Source organism: Dactylosporangium fulvum, from assembly GCF_025137375.1.
GTDB classification, from domain to species: Bacteria; Actinomycetota; Actinomycetes; order Mycobacteriales; family Micromonosporaceae; genus Dactylosporangium; species Dactylosporangium fulvum.
Genome location: NZ_CP073720.1, coordinates 9,824,452 through 9,851,028, shown reverse-complemented (window position 1 = coordinate 9,851,028; position 26,577 = coordinate 9,824,452). Strand labels below are relative to the sequence as shown.

12 protein-coding genes are annotated in these 26,577 nt (G+C 67.8%); 5 read left to right on the top strand and 7 right to left on the bottom strand.

Going from position 1 to position 26,577, the window contains the following annotated elements; translation table 11 throughout:
- The first annotated feature begins 16 nt into the window (after nucleotides 1-16).
- The 4 genes from Dfulv_RS45315 to Dfulv_RS45300 all read left to right on the top strand — a co-directional run bounded on the left by Dfulv_RS45315 (nucleotide 17) and on the right by Dfulv_RS45300 (nucleotide 5,149).
- Nucleotides 17-613 carry a hypothetical protein gene (locus Dfulv_RS45315; RefSeq protein WP_259859983.1) on the top strand — a complete coding sequence of 199 codons (597 nt, stop codon included), beginning with the start codon at nucleotides 17-19 and terminating at the stop codon, nucleotides 611-613.
- Nucleotides 610-3,675 carry a helicase HerA-like domain-containing protein gene (locus Dfulv_RS45310; protein WP_259859982.1) on the top strand — a complete coding sequence of 1,022 codons (3,066 nt, stop codon included), beginning with the start codon at nucleotides 610-612 and terminating at the stop codon, nucleotides 3,673-3,675. The genes Dfulv_RS45315 and Dfulv_RS45310 overlap by 4 nt, the downstream gene beginning before the upstream one ends.
- Before the next feature lie 176 nt (nucleotides 3,676-3,851).
- The gene (locus tag Dfulv_RS45305) at nucleotides 3,852-4,499 is read left to right on the top strand and encodes a hypothetical protein (protein ID WP_259859981.1); all 648 of its coding nucleotides are present in this window, start codon (nucleotides 3,852-3,854) and stop codon (nucleotides 4,497-4,499) included.
- A gap of 71 nt (nucleotides 4,500-4,570) precedes the next feature.
- Nucleotides 4,571-5,149 (top strand): hypothetical protein, encoded by a 579-nt coding sequence (locus Dfulv_RS45300; protein WP_259859980.1) that lies wholly within the window; start codon nucleotides 4,571-4,573, stop codon nucleotides 5,147-5,149.
- Nucleotides 5,150-5,169: 20 nt separating this feature from the next.
- Here the strand turns inward: Dfulv_RS45300 and Dfulv_RS45295 are convergent, their stop codons facing one another.
- The 7 genes from Dfulv_RS45295 to Dfulv_RS45265 form a co-directional block, all read right to left on the bottom strand.
- Nucleotides 5,170-7,287, bottom strand: a complete 2,118-nt coding sequence (locus Dfulv_RS45295; protein WP_259859979.1) for a DEAD/DEAH box helicase — start codon at nucleotides 7,285-7,287, stop codon at nucleotides 5,170-5,172.
- The gene (gene brxD / locus Dfulv_RS45290) at nucleotides 7,284-8,585 is read right to left on the bottom strand and encodes a BREX system ATP-binding protein BrxD (RefSeq protein ID WP_259859978.1); all 1,302 of its coding nucleotides are present in this window, start codon (nucleotides 8,583-8,585) and stop codon (nucleotides 7,284-7,286) included. Before brxD ends, Dfulv_RS45295 begins: the two co-directional genes overlap by 4 nt.
- A complete protein-coding gene (gene pglZ, locus Dfulv_RS45285; RefSeq protein WP_259859977.1) occupies nucleotides 8,582-11,284 on the bottom strand; it encodes a BREX-2 system phosphatase PglZ in 2,703 nt (900 codons plus the stop codon). Before pglZ ends, brxD begins: the two co-directional genes overlap by 4 nt.
- Nucleotides 11,281-14,955: a phage resistance protein gene (locus tag Dfulv_RS45280; RefSeq protein ID WP_259859975.1), complete on the bottom strand. Its 3,675-nt coding sequence runs from the start codon at nucleotides 14,953-14,955 to the stop codon at nucleotides 11,281-11,283. Before Dfulv_RS45280 ends, pglZ begins: the two co-directional genes overlap by 4 nt.
- Complete coding sequence (gene pglX, locus Dfulv_RS45275) at nucleotides 14,952-18,455, bottom strand: BREX-2 system adenine-specific DNA-methyltransferase PglX (RefSeq protein ID WP_259859974.1); 3,504 nt, start codon at nucleotides 18,453-18,455, stop codon at nucleotides 14,952-14,954. Before pglX (Dfulv_RS45275) ends, Dfulv_RS45280 begins: the two co-directional genes overlap by 4 nt.
- Nucleotides 18,452-22,591: a BREX system serine/threonine kinase PglW gene (gene pglW, locus Dfulv_RS45270; RefSeq protein ID WP_259859973.1), complete on the bottom strand. Its 4,140-nt coding sequence runs from the start codon at nucleotides 22,589-22,591 to the stop codon at nucleotides 18,452-18,454. Before pglW ends, pglX (Dfulv_RS45275) begins: the two co-directional genes overlap by 4 nt.
- 203 nt (nucleotides 22,592-22,794) lie before the next feature.
- Nucleotides 22,795-23,007 carry a hypothetical protein gene (locus tag Dfulv_RS45265; protein WP_259859972.1) on the bottom strand — a complete coding sequence of 71 codons (213 nt, stop codon included), beginning with the start codon at nucleotides 23,005-23,007 and terminating at the stop codon, nucleotides 22,795-22,797.
- 128 nt (nucleotides 23,008-23,135) lie between these two features.
- On the opposite strand from Dfulv_RS45265, the gene pglX (Dfulv_RS45260) reads away from it, so the two are divergent.
- Entirely contained in the window at nucleotides 23,136-26,558 is a 3,423-nt protein-coding gene (gene pglX / locus Dfulv_RS45260) for a BREX-2 system adenine-specific DNA-methyltransferase PglX (RefSeq protein WP_259859971.1), read from the top strand.
- Nucleotides 26,559-26,577 lie beyond the last annotated feature (19 nt).

The window sequence follows — 26,577 nt, the reverse complement described above, 5'->3', positions numbered from 1 at the left end:
GCTCAGGAGGCTCGACATGACCGTCGACGAATTGACGAATCGGGATCAAATTACGCTCTTCGCGCTGCTCGCCGTCGCCCGACCGGCGAGCAACCGCGAGTTGCGCAGCATCGCCGGGCTAGAGATCGACGCGGGCAACAAACGTCGACTTAAGGGCTATCTGGAGAGCACCAAGCGGGGAACGACCACCGTGCACGCAATCACGAAGGCAGGCCGGGACTGGTGCTTGACGGCGATGTCGGCAGGCCGGCCCGCGGACACGAAGTTCCCGGCAGGGCCGTTCTACGCGGTTCTAGGTGGATTGGGCACTTACCTCGTCCGTACGGAACAGCAGCTCGAGGACCTGTTCCAGCCCGATCCAGAGTCGTGGATCAGGTCCGTCTACGACGAACTGACCGTCCGGCGCAAGGGCCAGTACGTCCGCCTCGCCGACGTGCGCGAATGGCTAGACGATGACGTGGATCTCGCCGCCGAGCTAGACCGGATGGTCGAGCAGCCAGACGTTCACCTGAAGGCCGAACTGGACCAACGGAAACTCACACCTAAGGACGAGCGGGCTGCCGTCCTGATCGGCAGCGAACCGCGCCATCTGCTGAAGATCACATCGGCATGAGCACAGAGCTCGAAGTTCTGGAGGCGCTGGACATCTCGGAATGGGCACCGACTAGGGACGAAATATGGGCTCTTCCCGGTTACCACGTCGACAGCCTGCACGCGGAGGTGACCCGTCGGCTCAGCAAGTCGATCGACAGGCTTTCCCAGGGACGGCGGCCGGTCACCGCGGTTGTCCTGGGTGAGCGGGGTTCCGGCAAGACCCATCTGCTCAGCTGGGTCCGGGAAAGGGTCCAGGCACAGAACGGCTACTTCTTTCTGCTAAAGCCGGTCGCCGGCACGTCGGCCTGGGAGAGCGCGGTCGGTGACACCTGTAGCGGACTGCTCCGCCAATCGTCCGGTGGGATGAGTCAGCTCTCCCGCCTGCTGGCGGTCATCGCCGATTCTGCGGGTCTAGGTCCAGCGACCCGTGCCGCGATCAGCGGGCGGGCCAAGCTGACCCTGGAGCGACTCGAGGAGTTTCTGGCCGGGCTTCGCTCGCTCGATCTCGAGGTCGGCATCGCGGCATCGGACACCGCCCGAGCCCTCGTCCTGCTCGCCTCCACCGGCCCAGCCGTCCAGATCGGACATAGCTTTCTCATCCGGCCGGAGGCACACGACGCGCAACGTGCAGAGTGGGGCATCGGCGGTCCGCGCGCGTGCCAGTTAGTCCTGCGTGACCTAACCCACCTTCTCGCGCTGGCCGGTCCCATCGTCTTCGCCTTCGATCAGCTCGACTCGCTGGCTCATGAGTCGACGGTCACCCTGGGCTCGCGGACCAGCGCCCGTGAGTCCTCGACCGCGCGCCGCATGCGCGACGACATTGCTACCACGCTGATGGAACTGCGTGACGAGAGCCGTCGCACGCTCATCGTCGTCGCCTGCCAGACCGACACCTGGGAGATGATCGCGCGCTCCACACTGCTCTCCTCCCGGGACCGCTTTGAGCTGCTGCCCGAACTCGGCGCGATCCCCGACCTGAAGACAGCGACCGCCATCGTGAGCAGTCGGTTCGCGCCTGGGTACGCGTCCCGAAGATTCACCCCTCGCTACCCCACCTGGCCGATCACGAGAACGGCACTCGACCAGGTACGCGAGCGTTACACCGCACGCCAGCTGCTGATCCGCGTCAACGACCACATCACGGGATGCATCGAGAACCGGCGCGTTGTGGAAATGACCGCTCTGGCCGAGTCCGCCCCACCGTTCCCGCCGCCGACAACTGCTCCGGACGCCACGAGCGACCTCACCGCCATCTTCGAGCAGCTTCGGGAGACTACCGACGACCAGCCCTTGCTGGAGCGAGTCCAGAACGACGCCATGCCGAAGCTGCTGTCCGCCGGACTGCGCAGCCTGGTGCTGGAGCTGGGAGGCAGCCCACACCGGTTCGCCGTCGAGGAAGACTTCGGCACATCAGCGGAGTTGCACGCGAGGCTTCGCCTTACGATCGACGAGAGGACCGAGCAAGAGGTCCACTGGTCGTTCCGGGCCATCGCTGCGACGCATCACACGAGCTTTCAGACTCAGTTGAAGCGAGCTATGACCGCCGCCGGACTGGCCGAGGGAATGCCGAGTCGTCGCCTCTTCGTCCTGCGCAACAGCGGATTTCCGCATGGCCGCGTGACCGAGGAGTTGAAAGCCGAGTTCGAGCGTCGTGGCGGCGAGGCTCTCCCAGTGACCGTATCCGATCTGCGCACGCTCGCCGCGCTACGGGTGCTTTTCGAGCGCCGGCCGCAGGGGCTGCACCAATGGTTACGGGAGCAGAAGCCGGCCAGCCGGCTGGAAATCTTCCGGATCGCCCTGGCGGGCGTCCGCGAGACCTCTGGCCAGCGTGACGACTCCGCCGGACCGGCCATAACGGGCCACGACGCGGTCATCGTCGGGGAAACGCAGCGCGGCCGTCGCCCGTTCACGATCCCACTCGAGACGCTGCGGAAGCACGCGATCGTCATCGGCAGCACCGGGTCGGGCAAGACCGTCCTGGTCCGACATCTCATCGAGCAGTGCACCCTGCACGGGGTCTCAGTCGTCGTGGTCGACCCGAACGACGATCTCGCCACGCTCGGCGACCCTTGGCCTACGCCGCCGAAGGGGTGGGGTGAGGCGCAGGAACGCGATGCGCGACGCTACTTCTCCGAGACCGAGGTCGTCGTCTGGACGCCGGGCCTCCGGAACGGTCGGCCGCTGACCTTTCACCCGCTGCCCGACTTCAGTCCGTCGCTCGGCAACCTGGACGAGCTCAGCCGGCTGATCAAGACCACGGTCGCTTCGCTAGAAACGCTCGCCGGAGTGACCGGAGGACCTCAGCGGAGAACCCAACAGCGGTCGATCCTCAACCGTGCCCTCGAGTACTACGCGAAGACTGGAGGCCGGACGCTCGACGACCTGCTGGACGTGTTGAACGAGCCACCCGACGGTGTCGCCGACAGCCCGGACCGGAGCCGGCTGGCCAAGAACATGGCAGCCACGCTGGACGCCGCAAGAGACACCGACCCTCTGCTCGACGAATCGGGCACACACGTCGATCCCGCCGTGCTCCTGACGGCGTCGCCCGGGAAGACTGCACGGATCTCAGTGATCAACCTCATCGGTGTCCCCCAGCCACAGCGGCCAGACTTCGTCAGCCGCTTGGAGGCAGCATTGTTCAGCCACTTCAAGGCGAACCCGGTGCACGACCGACCGCTCGGCGGCCTCTTGGTGCTGGACGAGGCGCAGATCTTCGTTCCGGCCACCGGCTCGACTCCGAGTGGTGAGATCACTAAGACGCTGATCGCGCAGGTCCGCAAGTACGGGCTGGGCATGCTGCTCGCCACGCAGATGCCTAAAGGCCTGCACAACAGCGTCCCCGGCAACACCACCAGCCAGTTCATCGGGAAGTTGACCGCGCCGGTGCAGAAGGCCGCCGCCGATCAGATGGCCGCCGCCAGGGGTAGCACCTTCGACAACATCTCCCGGCTCGAACCCGGTGTCTTCTTCGGCGCCACCGAAGGCACCTCGTTCAGCAAGATAGAGGTGCCCTGGTGCCTTAGCCACCACCGCGACGCGCTGTCCGAGGAGGAGGTCCTGCAACGAGCACGGCGGTGACGGATCACACCGCCTCGGGACGCTCAATACCGAGCAGCGAAATGCCTATGGCGGCATCCGGAATGTGCGCTCGGCTCATGCAACTCACCGGCGTCCGGACTTGACTGACCGGCCGCGCTGAAATCGCGGCCGTTCAGTGTCTGTCATACCGCCTATACGTTCCGCAGGATGTTCGGATGACGATGGTGGCTGGAACGGTCGACCTGCCTACGATCATGACTGAGCTGCAGCGGGTTCGGCCGGTCTTCCATTCGGAAGCGGACTTCCAGCACGCGTTCGCCTGGGCAGTGCATCAACTTGACCCGTTGGTAAACGTTCGGCTGGAGGTTCGCCAGGGGAGCAACGAGTATCTGGACGTGCTTTGCTTCGGAGCACACGGGACGACGGCCATCGAACTCAAGTACTTCACCGCGGCGTGGGAAGGGTCTGAGCCCTCGACCGAGGAGCATTTCGAGATCCGCGGGCACGCCGCTACCGACCTGGCACGGCACGGATTCGTCAATGACATCGCCCGACTCGAACGGTTCTGCGGGCGGCATGGTGCCATGACAGGCTTGGCGATCATGCTGACGAACGACCGGTCGTTGTGGAAGGCGCCGTCCGGACGGCAGACCCGCGATGGACAGTTCCGCATCCACGAAGGTGGGACGCTCGCTGGGGCACTGCGGTGGGGCATTGAACCAGATTTCTTCGCTCCGAACGAAAGGATCCTGGCTGGCAGTTACACCTTGCGCTGGAACGACTATTCGAACTTGCCCGGCAGGAACGGGGAGTTCCAGTGGCTCGCCGCGAGCATCGCTGCGTCCGGGGCAGCCGTGACGTAGGGCCCCACCGAGATGTTCGGCTACGGCCATCACGGATGTCATCGGCGCCCCAGAGGTGGCATGGTGGCCGAGTGGCCGACAATCAGATGACGAAATCTGCCGGTGAACACTGGGTGTGCTCCGTCCTCGCCCGCCGTGGCTGGGCGGCGGCGCTGACCAGAGACGGGCTCGAACGAACTGATGTCCTTGCCGTGCAGGCACACGAGCCACGCCGCATGATCGAGGTGCAGGTCAAGACTGCCAACAGCCGTGGTTCCGGCACGAACTGGCTCGTCGGCGCGAAGGCACAGCAGATCGCGCTGTCGGAGCGGGAGTGGTTCGCATTTGTGATCTTGCCGGAGGAGAATGCTTGGCAAGCGCCTCGGACCTTTATCGTGCCGCGTGATCATGTGGGTGCGGCCGCCTGGATCGTCCATCAGGACTGGTTGACCGATCCGAGCGTGGCCCCTGGGATCAGGAACACACCGGTCGATCGTGCCCGCGTGAACGTCAGCGTCTGGGCGCCATACGAAGATCGATGGGATTTGCTCGATCAGCCTGCATTCGCCGCTCCAGTGCTGTTGGCTGAGTCACTTCGCGACCTCGCCTTGGACACCCGCGTTGGCCTGCCGCCCGGACACCCATGGAAGAACACATTTCCGGCCTGGTGAAACCGGCGCTGAGCGTGCGGCTACAGCACCGACACGAATCGGACCGGTTCGGCCAGGACCGCGGCGGCGCCAGCAAGATCGGCGATTCGTGCGGCGAGTGTCGCGACCGCCAGCCGAGGTGGGAGCGCCTCGCTGAACTTCAAGCCCCGTAGGGCCTTCTCGCTGGGTTCCGGTAGGCACAGTCGGGTGGTGGCGTCAGCGGTCAGCTCGCGCCACGTAGACGGCGTCAGGTCTTCGCGGAGCCGGATCTGGTAGTCGTCGAAGCGGTGCATGGGGTCGGTGACCTCGCTGAGGGTGGCTGCGAGGGTTGCGTTGGCCCGGAAGCCGGCCCAGGTCCACCATCTCAGGTCGCCCTTCTCGTCGCGGACGATGGTGTTGCCGCCCGGGTGGATCAGGCTGCTCAGTTCGTCGCGTTCCTGGGCGAGGCGGTCGGTCGCGCGCCGGGTCAGTTTTACCGGTGGGTCGGCCCCGAGCAGGACTTCCCGTGTGGCGCGGGTCAACTCGTAGCTCTGTCCGGCCCAGCCCTGGTTGAGCCAGCGGGCCCGTCCGCCGCCGTCGGCCGGTTCGACGAAGCACCGCCGGCGGCGCCAGTCGACGTACGTGACATGCCAGCTGCGTCCGCTGAGCAGGAGCCGTCGTTCGCCAGGCGCCTCTTCGGTCAGCAGGCTCGGGTCGATCCGGCCCACCTCGGTGCGGCCGGTCAACACCGTGAACTCGGGCGGGCCAGTGAAGACGGCGGTCAGGTCCATGAAGTGACGCCGCCCGAAACGCTTCTCCGCTTCGGGGCCGATGAACAGCATGCCGCCGTCGCTGTCGAGGTACCCGTGCTCGACGAGGTGCCGCACGATGACGTATCCGCCGGCACGGAACGGGTCCAGGCCGTTCCACCACTGCGGCCAGGTCTGATCGCCGATCCGGCCTTCCTGCAGGCACAGGGCAAGGATCTGCTGCGCGACGATGTGGCGCGGTTCCGCCGGTGCGGTGATCGGCTCCACCCAGTGACTGCCCCAGAGGTGCAGCAGGGCCGCCGCGGACAGCAGCGATTCGCCGCGGGTGGTCAGGAAGAGACAGTTGCGCACGGTGTCGGCGCGGCGTCCCGTGCGTCCGAGGCGCTGGAGGAACGACGCGACCGTGGCAGGGCTCTCAATCTGGATGACCCGGTCGAGGTCGCCGACGTCGATGCCGAGCTCGAGGGTGCTGGTCGACACGATGACGCAGTCGCGGGCCTCGGCGAACGCCTGCTCGGCGCGGCGCCGCTCGTCGACCGACAGCGACGCGTGGGAGAGGAACGTCGTCACGCCCTTGGCCCGTAGCAGCGCGCCGAGCTCTTCGACGGTCTGCCGTGATTCGCAGAACACCAGCCGTTTCTCGCCGGCGTGCAGCGAGGCGATGACGGTTGCCGCGTTGGCGACCGAACCGACGTAGTCCAGTTCGATCTCACCCGGAGGCGGACCGAGGGCGGGGTTGCGGGTCGGGGTGAGGTCCGGTGCAACGACCTTCGCCTGCCGTTGGCCGGCTGATGGTCCTTGGAGCCAGTGCAGGAGCTGGTCCGGGTTGCCGACGGTGGCGGAGAGGCCGACCCGCTGCAGTGGCCGGCCGACGATGGTGGTGAGCCGCTCAAGTACAGCGAGCAGGTGCCAGCCACGGTCGTCACCGGCGAAGGCGTGTACCTCGTCCACGACGATCGCGCGCAGACCGGCGAAGAACTGGCGGTGGTCGACGTGAACGCTGACCAGCATGGATTCGAGGGACTCGGGGGTGGTGAGCACGATGTCCGGCCGCTGCCAGAGCACGTTGCGGCGTTGACTCGCGCCGACATCGCCGTGCCAGAGCGCGACGCGACGGCCGAGCCATGAGGCGTAGCGCTCCAGCCGGGGGTGGAGGTTGTTCAGTAGTGCTTTGAGCGGGCACAGGTACAGCACCGATGTGCCGGACCAGTCCTCCGCCGCCATACGGGACAGGATCGGGAACATCGCCGCTTCGGTCTTGCCGCCGGCGGTCGGGGCGAGCAGGAGCGCGTCGTGCCCGGCGAGGAGCGGCTCGGCCGCCGCTCGTTGCAGGGGGCGGAGGTCGCGCCATCCGAGGGTGTTGACGATGTGGTGGACCACGATCGGGTCGAGGCCGGCGTCGGTGCTCACATCGGCAGGTCGATCTCGTCGGCTGAGGCGGCGTTGCGTTCGACGTCGGTGAGCTCGTCGGAGCGCAGCGTCGGCCCGTAGTGCAGCCTGGGGTCGAAGTCGGGGAACTGGTCGACCCGGTCGAAGACGTCGGCGATGAGCTTCTTGAGGTAGATCCGCGGTGCCACACCGACCTGCCCGCCGAGCCGGCCGGTGACGGCACGGGCCAGTTCACCGATGTACGCGTCGTCGACCCGCGCGGAGACCTCGCTGCTGCCGTACAGGTCCCGGACTCTGATGCCCAGTTCGGTCAGCGTGTCGATGGTGAACCCGGGCAGGCGGACCTGGACGGCGCGGGGGTTGTCCCAGCGTGCGTCGGGTCCGAAGTCCGTCGCCAGCCGCTGCGCGAGGGGCGCGAGGCGCTGCACGCCTTGCGGCCCGTCGAAGAAGGCGGGGGTGCCGGTGATGACGAGGTACAGGCCGGGGAAGCGTCCGGCGTGGACCTCGTCGACGAGTTGGCGCAGGGCGTTGAGGGCCTTGTCCCGGGCGTCGGAGCGGACCCGTTGCAGGGTCTCGACCTCGTCGAGGACCAGCAGGAGCCCAGGGTGGCCGCTGTCGCGCAGGACCGTGAGGAGTCCCTGGAGGAAGTTGAGCGCCTGGAAGTGGTCGAGGTCGCCCTTGACCCCGGCGACCCGCCGGACCGCGGCGGCCACGTGCGGCTGCCCACCGATCCAGGCGGCGAGGCCCTCCGCGGTCGCGTGGTCACCGGCCGCTGCTGTGGTCCGGTAGGCGCGGAGTGCGGCGGCGAAACCGGGTGCGCTGCGGGAAATCTCCGCCAGGCGGCGTTCCATCAGGTCGCCGACGGCCCGGTCGAGCGCCTCGGCGTCGTCTTCGGTGACCTCACCGGTGCCGAGGACGTCCTCTTCGAGGGTGAAGATCCAGCCGTCGAGGATCGGCCGGATCGCGCTGGGCACGAACTGTTCGGTGCCGAGCCGCTCGACGAGCCGCCGGTACACGGTCTCCATGCGATGCAGCGGCGTCTCGGTCTCAGACACCTGGACCTCGGCGGCGGCGAGACCGCGTCGCTTGGCGCGTTCGGCGAGCCAGCGGGTGAAGAACGTCTTGCCCGCGCCGTACTCGCCCCGGACGGCTTTGAAGACGCTGCCGCCACCGGTGACCCGGTCGAGATCGTCGTCGGTCGCGGCCGTGAACCGGTCCAGGCCGACCGCGAGGACGTCCAGGCCGTTCATCGGTACGGCACCGCGGCGCAACGCGTCGATGACGTCACGCCGCCGCCGGGCCGAGATGTCCGGTGTCACGACGGCTCCAGGTGGAACTGCTCGATCAGCAGCGCCCGGTTGAGCACGACGGTCCGGCCGTCGGCGTCGATCTCGAGCACCGGGTATCCCTCCACCTGCAACAACTTCTGCAGGGCGGTGATGGTGGGGCCGGTCCGGTGGTCAGGGATCCCGGCGAGGGCCGCGAGGGTGTCGCGCGCGACCCGGTCGTTGTTCGCGAGCAGGGCGGTGAGCATCGCCCGGACCCGTTCGTCGGGCAGCGGCGCCCGGGTGCCGCGGCGCTGCGCGTACACCTCACTGGCTAGCAGCGCATCGACGAGCGCCGGAGACTGAGGAGCCGGTGCGGGCGGCGCTGCGGGTGGCTGGGCCGGCAGCTCGACCACCTCGAACAATGCGCCTTCGAACTGCGGCGCCGTCGAAGCAGCCCGGCGCGATCCGTTGCGTTTGGCCGGGCGAGGGGTCTGGACAGCGGCACCGGGCTGCTGCAACGACTCCCGCCACCACTCGGGACTGGCGACCGGGGCGCCGGACCAGCCGGGCACCGCCTGGTCGTTGCCGGCGCTGAACACCAGCAGCGGAATCACCGCCTCGGCGGGTGACGCGCCGCCGTGGTAGCCGGCCTTCCGCGGACCGTACCGCAGCTCCTCACGCCAGGGCAGGACCACGCTGCCCCCGGCCTTCGCCACCCGGCTGCCCTTGAAGAGCCGCTCGCCGTCGCTCGCCGGTGTGGTGGCCGGCCGCCAGCGGTTTTCGCTACTCGGGCTGGGCCGTAGCATCGCTTCCGGGCCGCGGTCGACGACGTGGCCGTGGTCGGAGAGGACGACGACCACGCGGTCCTGGGCCAGTGCGAGCAGGTCCCGGACGGCGCGGATGGTCTCCTGCCCCCAGATGATCGTCCCCGGGTCGCTGCGGTCGAGGGCATCATCGATGGTATTGACGACGGCCGCGACCAGCGCCCGCTCCGGCGACTGCAGCGCAGCGACGACGTCCGGCGCGAACGCCGCACCCGCGCCGGCACGGAGGTTGCCTTTGTGCAGCAGGACACCGGACGGGTACCGCGCCTCGAACGCCTTGCGTTCCTCCGCCTGCTGTCCGACGGCGATCCGGCCGCTAAGCAGGCTGCACCGGCTGACCTCGGTCACCGTCGGCAGCGCGGCGAGCACCCCGGTCCGGGCGCTACCGGCGGGCGTCAGCTCCAGCCACGAACCGGACTTCGTGATCGACTCGGCGAGTTCGGTCGCTGCCGCGACGCTCATCCCGTCCATCACCAGGAGCAGCACCCGCTGCCCGTGGTCCAGGATCGGCTGCACCACGCGGTCGAGCACCTCCTCGACGCGCAGCATGGTGCCCGGGTCCGATTCCGCCGTGGTCGCGTGGGCGAGCTGACCGGCGAACTGGTCGTCGTGCCGGGACCGGCGGGCCTGGACGGCCTGATGGAGCTGTTGATACGCCTGGGCGAGTTGCGGGTCGACGTCTCCGGCGAAGATGTCGAGCCGGGCCCGGTCGACCCAGCCGTCCTCGCGGACGTGGCGGTGGAGCGCCTCAGCAAGGGTTGATGGGGCGCTGGGGTCCGGCTCGGTGAGCCACCGCAGGAGTCGTACGGCCATCCGCGCCGTCTCCAGAGCCGCGGGATCGGCGGCCCGGTGTTCCTCAGACCGGGCCAGCAGTTGCTGCGCCTTGACGACTGCGGCCGGGTCAGCCTGTCCACCGGCCGGCACGGCAAGCCGCAGCGCGTCGGCGAAGGTACGCATCCGCTGGGTGAAGCCCGTCGGCAGGACGGCGCTCTCCGCCAGCAGCGACGTGGCGTCGATCTCGGCGGCGATGGCCTCCGCCCGCCGCAGCACGGGTCTCGCGTCCGCATCGAGGTGCCCGGCATCGACCGCGCGGTCCAGCCACGCTTCGGCCGCTGCCCGGAACGCTGCGGCGGAGGCGTCGCTCAGCCGGTCGCCGCCGAATCGGGGCTCCAGTCTCGTCCGGGCCACCGCGATCTGCACCGGGACCTCGGCGTTAAACGCGGGCGCCCACAGCGCACCGGTCAGCAGGCCTAGGGGTATCGCGTCGACGCCGTGCCCGGCGCGGACCGCGGCCATGATCGGTCGTGCGGACAGCCCAGCGATCTCGACGAGGAAGTTCGTGAGCCCGTCGGCGGTTGTCGCGGGCAGGTGGGCGAACTCCTGCACCGCCAGGGCGTCCGTGCTCCACTGCAGCAGGCCGGCGCTGTCGATCTGTTTCGGGTTGAGGCCGAGCAGCTCACCGGCGAGTGACCGCAGCGCGTGTTCCCGGGTGAGGACGGTTCCGGCCGGTGCCGGCCACCCATGTGCTGGCCGGTGGTCGGTCAGTGCCTCGGCGGCCCAGCGGCCGTCCCGGACCAGTCGAGCGTCGAGGTTGACGCCGCCGAACATCTGGCGGACCAGGTCCCACGGGTCGACGCTACGCACGGTCTGCAGGCTCAGGTGGGCGAGCACGCCGTCGCCGAGTTCGTCGGGGGTCAGCTCGGTGAGCAGTACCAGCCGCTCACCTTCGACGCGGTCCCGCAGCGCCGCACGGGCGGCCAGCGGGGTCGGGCACGCAACGACCCGGACCGCCGTGCCGTCGATGGACAGCACCGGGTCCGCAGTCCACAGTGGAGTGGCGCGCAGCGCGATGGCGGGGACGCCGTCCGGCTCGGCGAGCCAGGCCTCGACCTTGCGGCGGATCGCCGCCGGCTGCACCGGCGTCACAGCACCTCCCAGGTGATCTGCACCTGGGCGCCACCTTCTATCGCCGCACGGATCTCCCGTTCGACCTCGGCAAGCCCACTGACATCGGTGACCACTCGTGAAGGGACTGCCGGGGTGCCGCCAGGTTTCTTGCCACCGAGGCCCGGAAGCACCACGACCGGCGGTGGGATGAGCGGCTTGGAGACCGCCGCGAGCAGTTCGGCCGACCGGCCCGCAGCCTTGCGCAGCGCCGGAACGAGGTCCTTCGCAAGTTGCTCGTGGTTCGCGGCGGCACGCAGATCGTCGATGATCGCCTGCGCGTCAGGGTTCGTCGCAGCCGCCGTCCGGATCGCGTCGAGCAACTGCCATTGCGTGGACCGCAGCTCGGCAAGCACCTGCCTCGCCTGTACGAACGCCGCCGATGCTGTCTTGTCGTCGATGTCCCCGACGTCCGCGCGGGCGATCGACTCGACCAGCGCCACGTCGTCCTGCTCGCCGGCCACACCGGTCAGCAGTCTCACGACCCGCCGTGCGGTGGCCAGCCGGCCCGCCGTCGCGTGCTCGTCGAGGCCGAGCACCCCCGCCCGGGTATGCAGCTCGGTCACCAGATCCGCAGCCGTCTTCGTGTGCTGCTGCGCGGCCCGCCTCAGCGCGCCAGCCAGTTCGCCGAGGTTCGCCGGGCTACGCCACTTCGGTAGCGACTCACCGAAGAGCGCGCCACCACGCTCGACCGCCCTGGCCCAGTCGTCCTCACCGGGCATCGGCGGGTGCCGCAGTTCGTACTGGTCGATGTTCACCTGCACGGCGTCGACCGTCACCTTGACGTTGCCCTGGTACCAGGCGAGCTGCTGATCGAGCGCGAACACGGCGATGATGAGGTTCTGCAGCTCACGGTCGAAACCTCGGGCGTCCGGCTTGTCGAGCAGGTCACGCAGGACGTGCACCGGGAAGTGGTCCTTGTAGCCCTGTTGGGCGGCGCCCTGCAGCAGGTGCTGGCTCCACCAGCTGGTGCTCGTGGTCAGCACATACCGGTGGTCGATCAGCTCGCCGAGCCGCAGTTGGTTGCAGACCCGCTGGATCGTCTTGCGGTCAAGTTGGTCGACCGCAGCGCCCTTGGTCGGGTCGGCAGACGCCAGTTTCGCGTACTTGAGGATCTTGCCCATTTCGCTGCGGGTGACCGGCTTCTCGTCGTCCGGCAGCGCGGGTCGGCCCGGGTACGCCCAGGCGAGCAGCTCACCGGTCAGGTTCTCGAACGCGGCCTTGAGCGTGCCGCCCCGCGGGTCGCCGATGTGCAGCCCGTCAGCGAGGGTGTGCAGCACGCCGACGCTGTCGTCCTCCACATCGGACGGTTGGGGTTTCGCCGCGCCGTACGCCTGCTTCAACGTGTTCAGCAACGTCGCACGAAGCTGCTGCTGACGCTGCTGCAGGTAGATCTTGCCCTGCTGCCGGTCGGCGAGCGACCAGTCCGCAGCGAGATTCTGCAACCGGTCACCGCTGCCGGTGTTGCCGAGCAGATAGTTGACCTTCGCCAATTGCCGCACCCGGCCCATGACCTCATCGGTGAGGAACAACGGCATCCAGAACACCGTCCGCGACCCGCGCGGCAACGTCTCGATCCGCGCGAAGTCCTCGTTACGCCGGTGGCCAGGATCGAATGGGTAGTCGATGACGAGACGCCACGTCTCGCCGGACGCGACCAGCGCCGACTCCGGCAGCGTGTCCTTGTCGCGGACATTACCGAACCGCACCTGGACATGGTGCCGGCGGCCGCGCCAGTCGCGGGGATGCTGCAACTCACCCAGCGTCCCCTCAGCGCTGGCCAGGCCGAACTCCTCACCGACCAGCTCACGCACCATCTGCTGCAACACACCGCTGGCAGTCTCGTTCTCCCGCACCAGATCGAGCAACTTGTCGTAGTCGACCGACGACAACTTGATCGACACCACCGGGTCCGGGCCCTCGGTGAGATGCAGCTCGCCTGCGTCGTCGCTGAGGCGCTGTAGCCGCTCCAGGACGATCTGGTTCTCGTACCCTTCGACCGGCGAGTCGATCGAGCCGAAGTTCAACGCGTGCAACTTCGCCGCGGTGAGGTTGTGCAGGGCCGGCACCTCCTGCACCAGCGCGCCCAGCATCAGCGTCTTAACCAGCCGATCGTCGAGCAGGAACGGCTCATGCCCGGCGGCCTGCTCTTCCTCGATGCCATGCGCCGCGCGCAGCAGCGGGCGCAGCTTGTGCAGATACGTCTCGCGGGCCGCCCGGAACAGCTGCTTGAGCTGCGGCCGGTCCGGCAGCTCACCGTGCAAAACGAGCGGCTCGAACAGCGCCGCCACCCCGATGAGGTCGTTGACCTGCAACGTGTCCCGGCGGGCGACCAGCAACTCGGTCATCACCTTGAGCGCGGTCCGCTGCCGCTGCAACGCCTGCGACAACGCCACCAGCGTGGCGACCAGCGCCGGCGAGAACGGGTACAGACTGCGGAACGCGGCGGCGTCCGAGCCGATCCCGGCGTCGCCGTACTGCGCGCCGAGCAGCAGCGTGTCCCACACATCCCGGTTCCCGCGCACCGCGGCGAATGCCTGGTCGATGGTGTGTCTCGCGGCCTCGTCCTTCGGCTTCAGCAGCCGCTTCTCGGTGATCTCCGGCAGGTTGGTGTCGGCGAGCACGATGTCGCTGCCCAGCCGGCCCTGCACGCTACGCATGACATGCGCGAGAGCCTCCCGCTCGGTGCCGCCGACCTGCGGACCGAGGAACTCCTCCAGGTTGCGCTGCCGCGCCACGAACGACGCGATCGGCAACGGCCGGGCCGCATCCGACGACTCGACGAGCTTGTTGAGCTTCGCACCCTCGGTCTGCACGAACGTGTGGTCCGCGATCTTCGTCGACAGCCACAGGATCATCTCGTCGAGGAAGAAGACCATCCCGTCGTACCCGAGATCTTTGGCATGCCGGGTGATGACCGCCAGCCCCGTGTCGAGGTCCAGGTAATGCCCACTGCGCACCGCACCCGTGTAGAACGCCGCGGTCAACGCACTGACCAGCTTGTCCCGCTCCTCGGTACCCGGCGGCTGAGCGGCAGCCGCCTCATACGTCTGCGCGGTCCACCCGGCCTGCCGGGCGACCTGCGCGGACAGGCTGCCCCCGCCGGTACCAGGGGTGAGTCCTGAACCACCCAGCCGGGCGAAGAACCGCTCGTCGCGGAGATCCTCGCGATGCCGCGCCGCGTCGGCCAGCAGCGCGTCGGAATGGTGCACCGCCGGTGCGGGCGCGTCCGGGTGCAGTGCGGTGATCTGCCGCAGGTACCCCTCCAGCACCGCCTGCTCAACCGACTGCGCGTCGAGCATGTGGAACGTCAGACTGAGGATCCGCTTGCCGCGCAGCCACTTGTCGTCCGCCTTGGCGACCGGCTCGGCCAGCCCACGCACCGCCCGCGCCTCTGGGTTGTGCTGCAGGATCTCCCGCAGGACCGCCATGAAGTGCGACTTGCCGGAGCCGAACGAACCATGCAGGAACTTCGCCTGCGACCGGCCCGATGTGATCGCGTGCCCGACCATCGACAGCGCCTCGTCGAAGTTGCGCCGCAGGTCGTCTGTCACGACGTACCGGCGCAGGTCCGCGCCCTCCGAGGCGCGAACCACGAAGTCCGCGTCCCCGACTGACGTGGGAATCTCGATGAGGTCCCGCAGCAACGTCATGACAACTCCTCAAGACCACGCAGCTTGGTGAGGGTCGCCCGGTCGGCACCGAGCGCGGCCAACTCGGTGTCGATCAGGCCGGAGAAGAACTTGGCCGGCGTGCCCGGGTAGCCGGGACGAGGTTCGGCGTACCACTGATGCAGCCACGGCTCGAGTTCGGCAATGCCGGCGATAATGGGCAGCAGTCGCTCCTCAGGCCAGGCAGCCCGGGTCTTACGGTCAAGATATAACGCGGCGAGAGCATGCGCCTGTTGCAGATGGTCCCAGCCCGCCCAGCCGAGCAGTTCACCGGCATCACCGGAAAGAGCAGTCCGAGGGTACGAGATGAAGCGCTCCTTGGGGACATCGAGCTTCCCGCGGTTGGCCCAGTAGGAGCTTTTGAGGAAGTCGGCGGAGGCATATTTTTGCGGCACCGGAATGTCCTTGATCGTCTCGCCGGCGTCCTCACGCCGCTGCAATGCCCAGGTGCGTTCCCACTGGATGCGTTTGCGCAGGCCGGCAGGCTTGTACCGGTCGGCGGGCAGGAACGGCACGTGCTCGTCGGCGACGAGCTTGCCGAGGGTCTTGACGAGGTCGTGGGCGTCGGAACCCACCCACAGGTCCAGCACGGCCCGGAAGTCGTCATCGTGGCGGACACGGTCGGCGAGTTGCGCGACCGACTGCGGTTTCGGCGCACCGCCCCACAGTTCCGGGGATTCGAGCCGGTCCAGCAGCCAACCGCGCAACGCCTCGGCCTGCAGGGCGTCCCAGCCTTTGCCGGCCCACCGGCGTTTGTGCTCGGGTCGCTCGATGAGGGCGATGTTCCGGTCCGACTCGATGACCGCGATCCGCCGTTCGACCAGCGCTTGGTACTCCGACGGCCAGTGTGCCGGCAGGTCGGTGATCGGCGTTGATCCGTGCCGGGTAAACCATTCGGTCTTCGCGCTGCTACGGGCCAGGACGATCTCGAACGCCCGCTCGCCCAACGCCAGTTCGGGCGGGTCGTTCGTGGACAGGTCTTCGTCCAGCAGTCCGTACGCCCGGTACACCTGCCAGTCCAACTCCTCCTGCAACGCGATCATCCCGCGCCGCACCGACACCCACTCGACCTGCGCCACCTTCAACCGCTCCCGAGTCGGCACACCGCCCGCGACCACACCTCCCGGAGCAACCACCGCAAGCCTCTGCGCCAACCCGTCCAACGCCCGGCTCAACGCCAACGGACGTGCCGCAGGCAATGGGAACTGTTGAAGTTTAGTCCCGGTGAATTCGTAGAAATGTTCCCAGTCGTCGCTTGTGAATCCGCCACCTTCACCTCGGATGCCTTTGTCGTGGCTGACCTGCTTGAGCCAGAAACAGGCGGTCGAACTGTTCAGCACACCGAGCAACTCCAGATGGTCGTCCTCACTCGCTCCCTCCGGCAACTTGATCACTGGCGCGGACTGCTTGAAGACCTTCCCACCCCGATCCAGCACAAACTGGTTATGCGTCGCCACAAACCCGAACGCTAGGGACCAATCATGAGCACCAACATCCTTTGGGACCTGGTGCCATTCCCACCAAGGTCGCTTATCGGAGAAGTAGGTGCCCTTAGTAAAGGTAGCCCGATTGCCAAGAGTAGTTCTAAATGGCCAAAGCCATTGACCAAAGCTGGGCATCTCGGTAACGTCCGCAAGGCTGCGGCTGGCGTCGTATGGATGAAAGGTGTAGTCGCCGTCGATCAGGCCGTAATCGCGAACCTCCTCGCCAACAACCAACCTCGCAACGTAATCCTGCTCAACTTGCTTGCGAGTAAACGCAGGCAACGGCGCAGTAAAGACCTCGTCTGCCCCCAGGACTCCGTAGAATCCGATGCGGAACAGTAGATCACCCATTCGCTGCGTCCGGTTCGCCTCAATGGCCGATACCAGATCGCTTGCACCGCCTCCACTGAGACTCCACGGATGCGTGGCTAGGTGATCGCGTCTGAAGTTAGCAACACTAATCCACTCGGACTCCGCCCCCACCGTATCGATCTGGCGTTCGATGGCCGTCCAGACGAGGCCCTTCGCCGGGTCGGCGGGCTGGCCTGGTTCGCCGCGGATGCCGAGCACAGTGCGGATCGGGCCGCTGTAGCGCGGGCTGGCGTAACGGTTCCGGCCAATCAGTATCACCGTCGGCGTGCCGTGGCCGGGGATGAAGGCACCAGAGGCGTCGATGACCTCCGCCAGGTCGACCTGCCCGGCGAAGAACTTGTTGATGAGGTTCTTGCCGAACTCACGCTTCATGAACGAGTTCGACGTGATCTGCCCGACGTGACCGGCCCCGTCCCCGTCGCCGTCGCCACGCTTGGCCAGTTCGAAGAAACGCTGCGCGAACGGCACGGTCAGCGCGTACTTGCCGGAGCAGGCTGAGTACATGCTGCGGTAGCGCTCGTTGAGGGTCTTGTCCTTGACCGTGATGTAGGGCGGGTTGCCGACTACGACCGTGTACTGGCCGGGGGACAGGTATTCGGCGAGCAGGTCGGCGTCCTCGCTGAAGTACGCGAAGGTGTCGTGCTTCGGCTGGCCGACCGGGAGCTCGCCTTGGTGGCTGGAGCGTTCGCCCCAGTTGAGCAGTGAGTCGCCGGCCGCGACCCGGACCGGGTATGCCGTGGCGAGGTTGCGGCGGCCGGTCGCCTGCAACGCGGCCACGACGAGCCGGAATCTGGCGATGGCGACGGCGAACGGGTTGAGGTCCACGCCGGTCACCTGTGCCAGTGCCCGCTCTACCAGGGTCTCCACCGGTGTCGCCGGTTCGCGTTCCTGCCATTTGCGTAGCAGCCGTGCGAAGGCGCCGAGGAGGAAGTGGCCGGAGCCGCAGGTTGGGTCGATCACCTTCGTCTCGGCGAGGCCGAACTCGTTGACCGCGGGCTCGAACGTGCGGTCGAGGATGAACTCCTCGACGAACAGGGGCGTCTGCAGCAGCGCGTACGTCGCCTTGGCGTGTGCCGACAGGTCCTGGTAGAGGTCGCCGAGGAACCGGGTGTCCAGTTCGTCGCTGCGCAGCGACGCGAGTCCCGGGCCGCGGCGGAAGAACTCGGACAGATTCTCCGCCGCTTGGCCGGAGACGTCGAAGCGCCACACCGGGTTGTGCTCGTCAAAGATCTGGGCGGTCCCGCGCAGCGCCCGCAGGTGCCGGAACGCCTCGCGCAGCCAGTGCCGGTCGTTGTGTGTCGGGTTCTGGATGAGGTACGCCTGCCGCTGCTCGATCGCCTGTCCGGCCGAGGCGTCCGCCTCGGGGCCGCCCAGCCAGAGGCCGTCGACGAGCCGGTTGTCCTCGCAGAAGCGGACGAAGACGCAGCCCAGCACCCAGGCGACGGCGGCCTGGTCGAGGACGTCCTCCAGCCACGTCTCGAAGGTGCCGCCGGTCCGTTCCGCGCCCTTCGCCTCGCTGTGCTCCTTGAGCAGCCGGGAGCGCAGGTCGCTGTCCGACGTCACCTGGCCGCGCAGGTCGTCCACCAGGTGTTTGACCTGGGTCTGCAGCGGCTTCAGTTCGATCATCGGTTCGCGGTCCTCTCGGCGGTGGGGGTGATCCAGGTTTCCGGCAGCCAGAGAGACTGGCTGGCCGGTGAGGTCAGCGGCAGTTGCGCGGTGTCGAGCATGGCGGGTTCGAGCCTCCGGGCGGGCACCAGCAGCAGGCGGGCGGCTGGGCGGGGGCGGCTCAGGTCGGCCAGTTCTTGCAGCACCCGCAGCTGCCCGTACCGGGCGAGCGGCGCCGCCTCCGTGATCAGTAGCGGCTGGTCGGTGGCGAGGGCCTTCTCGATCTCCGGTACGACGTGGTGCTTGACCAGGTCGACCAGGGTGCGGAACTCGACGTCGGCGGGGTCGCCGGTGTCCGCCGCGACGACGGCCTCCCAGCCGAAGTTCAGCCGGCGCAACTCGTCGAGCAGCACGGCGGTGACGTCCAACTCGGTGAGGTGCAGCCGGGTCAGCAGGGCACGCCGTGCCGATACCAGCCGCTTCAACGGGGCCAGCAGGGCCAGGAAGCCTTGGCCTTTCAAGGCTGCCGCCAGCCTGTTGTCGACCTCGGCGTCGTCTCGGGGGCCGGTCAGCGGCGCCGCGAGGAAGGTGCCGGCCCGGGTGGCGCTGTATGTGCCGCCGGCGCTGCGCGGTGCGTACACCTGCCGCACGGGATCCCAGGTGAGCGGTACCCCACAGGCATTGAGGGTGTCCTCGTCCAGCCGGCGCGGCAGCGGACGTGCGCGCGGGAACCTGGCCCGGACCCGGTCCTGGAGCCGCTCATGACCGAGGGTCTGGCCGACGAGGCTGGGCGCGGCGAGCCGCAGGGCACGTTCGGCCGGCATGTCCACCGGATACAGCTGGCCGACCGTGTTGACGTCCGCTGCGCCGTTACTGGCTGCGGCGGCGAGCTGCAGCAGCCGCGCCTCCGGGATCGCCGCGGCACCGTCCGGCACCGGAATGATGCGCAGTTCCTCCAGCGCCCGCTGACGCGTCGGTAGCGGGTCCAGTGCGGCGAGTTCGGCGGCACGCCGGCCCAGCCGTACCGCGTAGGCCAGCAGCTCGGAGGCGGTGGTGGTCGCGCTCGGGTCGTCCGGCTCGCGGCCGACGAGGACCGAGTCGCTGCCCCGGAAGCGCTGGATGGCGAGGCGGGCGTCGCCACCGCGGGTCAGTTCGGCCTCGACGGCGGCGCGGGCCAGCCCGATCGCCTGCGGCAGGCGCTTCGGGTCGGCAGTGTACGAGCCACGGGCCGCCATCAGCGCGTCGGCGAGTTCCTCGGCGGACATGACTCCGCCGCGCGCGTCAAGCAGGGTCACGATCTCGTCGCGTACCTGTTCCAGTGCCCGGTTGTCGAGCCACAGCTTCGCCTGTTTGCGAAGTAGGACGGAGATCTGCGGCTGGGACTGGCCGGTTGCCCGGGCGGCCTCGGCCTGGGCCGGCCAGCGCAGGAACGTGCCGTCCTCGGTCGGCGCCTGCCCCAGCAGTACCTCCAGGATGTGCCGTTCTTTCGTGTTTCGAGTGGTGGCCTTCGGCAGCAGGGTGGCGCTGACGGCCTCCACGCCGTGCGCGAGCGGCTTGTCGTCGACCGGCGCCGCCACCGGTACCGTGACCTGCCCCTGCAATGCGCGGACCTGCGCGAGGATCTCTTTGCGGGTCGCGTCGGGCACGCCTTGCGCGCGGGTGAGCGCGGAGGGTTCGTAGGCCAGCAGTTCCCCGATCGTGTGGACCCCGAGCCGCTCCAGCGCCGACCGGGCACGGGCGGTCAATCCGGTGATGTCGAGCAGCGACTCCGGCGTGAGTGCCGTCGGGCTGGGGCCGATGGGCACAAGTCCCGGCACCGACTTGGGAATCTCTTTGAAGATGACCCGCCAGGCATCGGACATGTCCTCGGCGGTGTCGAACCGGCGGGCGGCGTCCCGGGCGAGGGCCTTGGCGAAGAACCCGGCGAGCCGGTCGGCGACCGCCGGGTCGAACGACGCCGGGTCGAGGCCGACCTCGTCGGTGATCGCAGCGGGGTTGGCGTTGTCTCCCCAGCGCGGCAGTTGGCCGGTCGCCATCTCGTACAGCGTGACCGCTGCTGAGAACCGTTCCGCCGCGGCGTCGTAGCGCATCCGGCGCGGCGGGCCGAGGAACGGATCGAGGTACGGCGGGGTGCCGGCGCGGATCTGGTCGGCTGCGGCATTGGCCAGGGAGAAGTCGAAGATGCACAGGTGCGGCTGCTTGTCCTTCGGCCGTGGCCGGGCCGCCAGGTTGGCCGGCTTGATGTCGCGGTGCCAAATGCCCTGACCCTCGAGGAAGACGACGATGTCGAGCAGGTCCCGGCCGTACCGTTCGAGCAGGTCAAGCGCCAGCCGGCGGTTGCCTTCAAGCTCCTGCGCGAGGGTCCGGGCGCCAGCGCTCTCCATCAGCAGTGCCGTGCGACCGCCGACGTTGACCGGACCCTTCACCAGCGATACGACCTGCCAGTGTTTCAGCTTGTCCAGGGTCTCGGCCTCGGTCCCGAGGCGCTCGGCGTGCTGCTCGTCGCGGGCGACCTTGAGCACCAGTTCCCGTGGCCCGTCGGGGGTGCGCTCGGTGACTAGCAGCGCCAGTGCCGTCGCGCCGGTGCCGAGCCGCCGGACCACTGTCAGATCACCGTCGAGCACGTCGCCCTTGTGCGCCCCGAGCGGGTCGACGACCGGCTCGGGCTCTGGTGCGGTCATCGCCTCCCACACCCGCTCCAACCCTGCGCGGAATGCGGTGACATCCCGCAGCCGCTGTGCCGGGTCGCCGCGGGTCGCGTCGTACACGAGCTGCACCAGGCTCTCGGGCATGCCGTCGGCGGCCGCGGACAGGTCGAGCCCACTGTCGTGGACCGCCGCGACGAGGTCTTCCGCGGTCGCTGCCGGCTCAGTGTCGGCGAAGATCCGGTACGCGATCGCACCCAGCGAGAAGACGTCCAGTTGGCTGCCCGGGATGGCGGAGCTGATGGCCGCTTCGGGTGCCTGGTAGCGGCGTACCTCGTCGTCGAAGAACAGCTCCAGCCCAGCGCCGTCGGTGGATGAGCTGAGCCGGGTCAGCTGGGTGGCGCCGGCCATCCTGCCGCCGGTCTGCCAGTCGGTCACGACCAGCGAACGGCGGGGACCCTCCGGGTCGGAGACGAACACGGCCCGCGGATGTAGAGCCCGGTGGGCGAGGCGGCGGGAGTGCGCGTAGTCGATGATCTCCGCAAGGTCCTGGACGAGCCGGAGCCGCTGGGCGAGCCGGAGCCGCGCGTTGTGCTCAGTCAGCCACTGATCGAACCGGATCGAGCCCTTGTCGTGGTCGAACACGACCGCTGACCCGAGCGGGTGATCCACGAGGTCGGTCGCCCGGGCGATGCCCGGATGGTGGATGCCCTGCAGGAGCCGGAACTCCCGCTCGGCGCCCCGCCGGATGACCGGGATCTCGTCGTCGGCGGCCCGGCTGGTCAGGTAGAAGCGGACCCGGCGCACCAACTGCGTGTCGAGCGCGTGCCCGGCGAGGAAATCCTGCCAGCCGATGCCTTCGGCGAACGGCTTCGAGTGCAGCAGCAGCTGACCCACCTTGCGGTCGGCGACCGACGGACGGATCTTCGCGCCCCGGACCAGCTCCACGATCTGCCGTCCCCGGTCCGGGTCGACGAGATGGTCGGGGTTGCGGGGCCGGGCGAGCAGGAGATCCTTGATGCTGTCGAGGCCGGACGGATGCTGGTCGAGGCCGTACACATGCTGCCGGCCGATCTCGTCGAGACTCGCCTGCAGCGCGACCGCGTGCAGGAAGACCGCCGCGCCGACGTACGGGGTCTGGTCGGCTCTGCCCTGCTGCCGGGCATAGTGCCGGATCAGGCCGGCGAGGCGCTTCGCCTTGCGGTTCGCCAGGATGTACGGGTTGTCCTCCGGCATGAGCCGGCCGTTCGGCATCCGGCGGACCCACTGCGTGCCGCTGCCGGACAGTTCACCCTGCCAGTGCTTCAGTTCCAGGACGTACAGGCCGCTCGGGACCAGCACCAGCGCGTCGACCTCGTTGATGGATCCGTCGGTGCCGACGAACTCGACGTTCGCCCAGACGTGGTACGGGTCGGCGTCCGGCAGATAGGAGCCGAGGATTCGCAGGCCGTCCTGCTCGTGCGTGTACGCGCTGGGGTTGATCTGCTCCCAACGCGGTGAATGCTCACGCACGGTCGGCCTCCTGCCTGGTTACAGTCACGACGGGCCCCATTCTGCACCGACAGATCAGCGTCTCAGTGCGATCCCTCCCTCATCCGCCAGGGAGCGCCTCCATCGTGGCGATCACTCGACCCAGCGCGTAAGAGCCGTTTGTCCGATTCAACCGGACGGACGCCGATAGTTCTTGGCAGCGGCTGGCGCCCCCAGCCTTCAGATCAACTGTGTACAACGGGCACGGCACCCGCGTTGACCGCGGCGACCAGCTCCGGCATACGGTCGCTATCGCCTCGGGCGACCGCTTCCCTTTCGACCTGCACCTCCGCCATCCGCTCGCGGTGCCGCAGAAACCGGTCCAAGCAGCGATACGCGAAAATGCCCAGCCCGCCGATGATGAGCGCGGGCCAGGGTAGCCGGTCCAGCACGGCCATACCGACACCGCCGGAGCCGATGATCGCGTGTGACCAGTGGATGCCCCTCATCGGAACCCGCCCGTCCTCATGCCAGGTACAGTAGCAGGAGAGTCGCTTAACACCGTCACCATAATTTTGGAGCTCGCGTGACCCAGCCCACCTTCCTGCGCGATATCAAGGACCTTGTCCGGATATTGGGTGACGATCTGTATGACCAGTTCGCGGACCCAGCCGAACCAGTAGAGCTTCGGACCGCGTACACCGATGCCGTGACGACGGGTCGCACGTCAACGAGTTGGACCGACTGGCGCGAGGACCAGCTCGACCAGATCGTCACCGGCTGGGTGCTCGGTACCGTATGCGTCCGGTACGCCGAGGACAACGACCTAATCTCGACGACCGCTCCGGTCGGTGACGATCGCGACTGGTGGCTGTCACGGTTCGAGAATCTAGCCGCTGGGCTCGCAGTCGCTCCCGCCGCAATCACGCCAGGGCACCTCCCGATACTGTCCAAACGGGCCGCCCAGAGGCTCACCACGTTCTGGCAGCGCTGGGACCAGCAAAACAGTTCGGGCTATGTCTGCAGCGATCCGGCCCTCGGCACACAACTATTGGGAGAGCTCTACCAGGACCTGTCCGAACGCGCCCGAGCTCGGTACTCCCTACTCCAGACACCTAGCTTCATCGAGCGATTCATCCTGGACCTCACCCTCGAACCAGCCATCGAGCGCTTCGACCTCGACGAGATCACCGTGCTCGACCCGGTCTGCGGCTCCGGAACGTTCCTGCTCGGCGCCTTTCACCGGCTGCTCGCGCGCTGGAGCGAGATCACCCCGGGCATGCCGGCAGCCGAGCGGGTGCGCCGAGCCCTCGCCTCGATCCACGGTGTGGATATCAATCGCAACGCCGTCCTGATCACGCGGTTCCGACTCCTTGTCGCCTCCCGTGCTGCGGCCGGCACGATCCCGACGACTCCCTGGCCGCTGCACGTCGCCGCGGGCGATGCCCTGCTGGGATCCGGTGACGACCTCGACCAGCACCCGGAGTTGCTGAAAGCGGGTCGGTACCACGTGGTGGTCGGCAACCCGCCGTACGTAACCGTGCGCGACAAGGTCCTCGACGCGCGATACCGGGAGCGCTACGACGCCTGCACTGGCAAGTACTCCCTGACGGTGCCGTTCATCCAGCTCTGCTTCCAGCTGGCCCGCGCTGGAGACGGCGAGCAGGCTGGCTATGTCGGGCTGCTGACCTCGAACTCTTTCACCAAACGGGAGTTCGGCCGCAGACTCATCGAGGACTTCCTTGCCACGCGGGTCACACTGACCCAGGTGGTGGACACCTCCGGCGCGTTCATTCCCGGACACGGTGCGCCGACGCTCATTCTCACTGGTCGCAACCGGCCGGGCCGGGACTCAGACTCGATCCTCGTAGTCGCCGGACTCCACGGTGAGCCGGCGGCACCGTCCGATCCGTCCCAAGGTCTGGTGTGGCGGTCCATCGTCGACCATGCCAGGGGGCCCGGCCGGGCCGATCGATGGACCGAGTCGACTGCACGTACCAGGGACTCACTCAGGTCGTTTCCCTGGAGTCTCGCCGCGAACCGGTCGGCCGATGTCATGCGATCGATCACCAGTTCGCTGCAATTGGGTAATCTCGCCCCGCGGATCGGGTACCTGGCCAACACCGGCGCCGATGATGTCTTCACCGCACCACCGTGCGTCTGGTCCAGGCTGAACGTCGAGAGCGAGTACGTAGTTGGCGTGCTCACTGGCTCCGATGTCCGCGACTGGACAGCGAAGCCATCAAAATCAGGTTTCTTTCCTTACCACACAAATCTGAGCACCATCGACATCAATGAGGTTCCCGGCCATCATCACCGGCTCTGGCCGTTTCGGACCATGCTTGGCAACCGCTCGTACTTTTCGGATCGCACCTTCATCAGCGGCGGCAGAGCTTGGTACGACTGGCACAGCGTGACCGGTGCTCCTGAACAGCGGCACCGCCGGATCACCTTCGCCTGGGTAGCCACCCATCCCCACTTCGCCGTGCTTGATGCCGATCTCACATTGCCGTCAGCACCCGTGGTCGAACTGGCACCGGACACGCCGTCCAAGCAGCTATACGACCTGGTCGCACTCCTCAACAGCTCGACGGTCTGCTTCTGGCTCAAGCAGGTCAGCAATCGCAAGGGGGTGTCGAGCATCCACCAAACTCCCGGCACTCAAGGTGAACCATGGGAGGACACCTATGAGTACACCCCGGCTCGGTTGCGAGAGCTGCCATTACCCGCAGACCGGTGCACCCGGTACGGCGAAGATCTGGCTTATCTGGCCGTACAGCTAGCCGAGTCGACGCCAGCCGCAGTTATCGCCGCCGGTGCACCGACCGCAGAACGCCTGGCTGCCGGTCGGGAGCAGTGGGAGCAGACTCGGGCTCGAATGATTGCGCTCGCCGAGGAGCAGGATTGGGAGGTTTACCACCGATATGGGCTCCTTCCGGACTCGGCACTTGCGGCCAGCCCCTCGTTGATTCCGCTACTACAGTTGGGGGAACGGGCCTTTGAGATCGCGCTCGCGCGGGGCGTCGCAGCCACCGCCGACAACTCGACGCAGTGGTTCGCCCGCCACGGATCTCACCCGACCACCGACCTACCGGCGCACTGGCGGGATGAATACCGAGAACTAGTCAACGCCCGGATCAATGCCATCGAAGCTGATCCCCGTCTTGCCGTGCTGGAACGGCCCGAAAACAAGCGCCGGTGGACCACCGCACCCTGGGACTCGATGCAGGCCGAGGCGCTACGCGAATGGCTACTGGACAAGGGCGAATCCGCCATCTCCCAACCCGACTCGCCCCAAAGTGGCGCGCGTGCCCGGCCTCGTACCGTCGGGTGGCTGGCCGACGTGCTGCGGTCAGACCCATTTGCGGTCGAGGCCGCAGGGTTGTACGCACCCGACCGGGACCTCGTCGATGTACTTCAGGAACTCGTCGCCGACGAACACGTTCCCTGCGTGGCCGCACTGCGATACAAGGAATCCGGACTTGCGAAGAGGGTCGACTGGGAGTCCGTATGGGAATTACAGCGCCTAGAGGACGCTGCCCGCGCGACGGGCAACCATCGTCACGCCAACCAGATACGGGGCGAAATCACCGTGCCTGCCAAATATATTCAAAGCGACTTCCTCAAGCCCAGCTACTGGCGGCTACGCGGCAAGAGCGATGTTCCGCAGGAGCGGTTCGTGTCGTATCCGGTCTCTTCGAAGCAGAGGCAGGATCTTCTCCTCGGTTGGGCAGGGTGGAGCCATGCCGAGCAGGCGCAGGTTCTCACTGACCTGGTCGAGCGCCACATCGCCGCGGCAACCCCCGACCGAGAAACCCTGGTGGCGCTGCTCGCGGCGCTGTGCGAGATCCAGCCGTGGACGGGGCAGTCCATCAGCTTGAGCCCAGCGGCATCGCCTCCAGCACCGCTCGACGGTTGGCTCAACCGCCTGCACCTCACCACAGACGATCTGGCACGGTGGCGCCCTCAGCCACCCCGACGAGGCCGTCCCCGGAAGCAAAGTACCTGATCCAGAGCCAGGCACGTGG

Bases quoted from the DNA above. Each gene is read 5' to 3' on its own strand.
- Dfulv_RS45315 (WP_259859983.1), top strand. From the start codon at position 17: ATGACCGTCGACGAATTGACGAATCGGGATCAAATTACGCTCTTCGCG.
- Dfulv_RS45310 (WP_259859982.1), top strand. From the start codon at position 610: ATGAGCACAGAGCTCGAAGTTCTGGAGGCGCTGGACATCTCGGAATGG.
- Dfulv_RS45305 (WP_259859981.1), top strand. From the start codon at position 3,852: ATGACGATGGTGGCTGGAACGGTCGACCTGCCTACGATCATGACTGAG.
- Dfulv_RS45280 (WP_259859975.1), bottom strand. From the start codon at position 14,955: ATGACGTTGCTGCGGGACCTCATCGAGATTCCCACGTCAGTCGGGGAC.
- pglX (WP_259859974.1), bottom strand. From the start codon at position 18,455: ATGATCGAACTGAAGCCGCTGCAGACCCAGGTCAAACACCTGGTGGAC.
- Dfulv_RS45265 (WP_259859972.1), bottom strand. From the start codon at position 23,007: ATGGCCGTGCTGGACCGGCTACCCTGGCCCGCGCTCATCATCGGCGGG.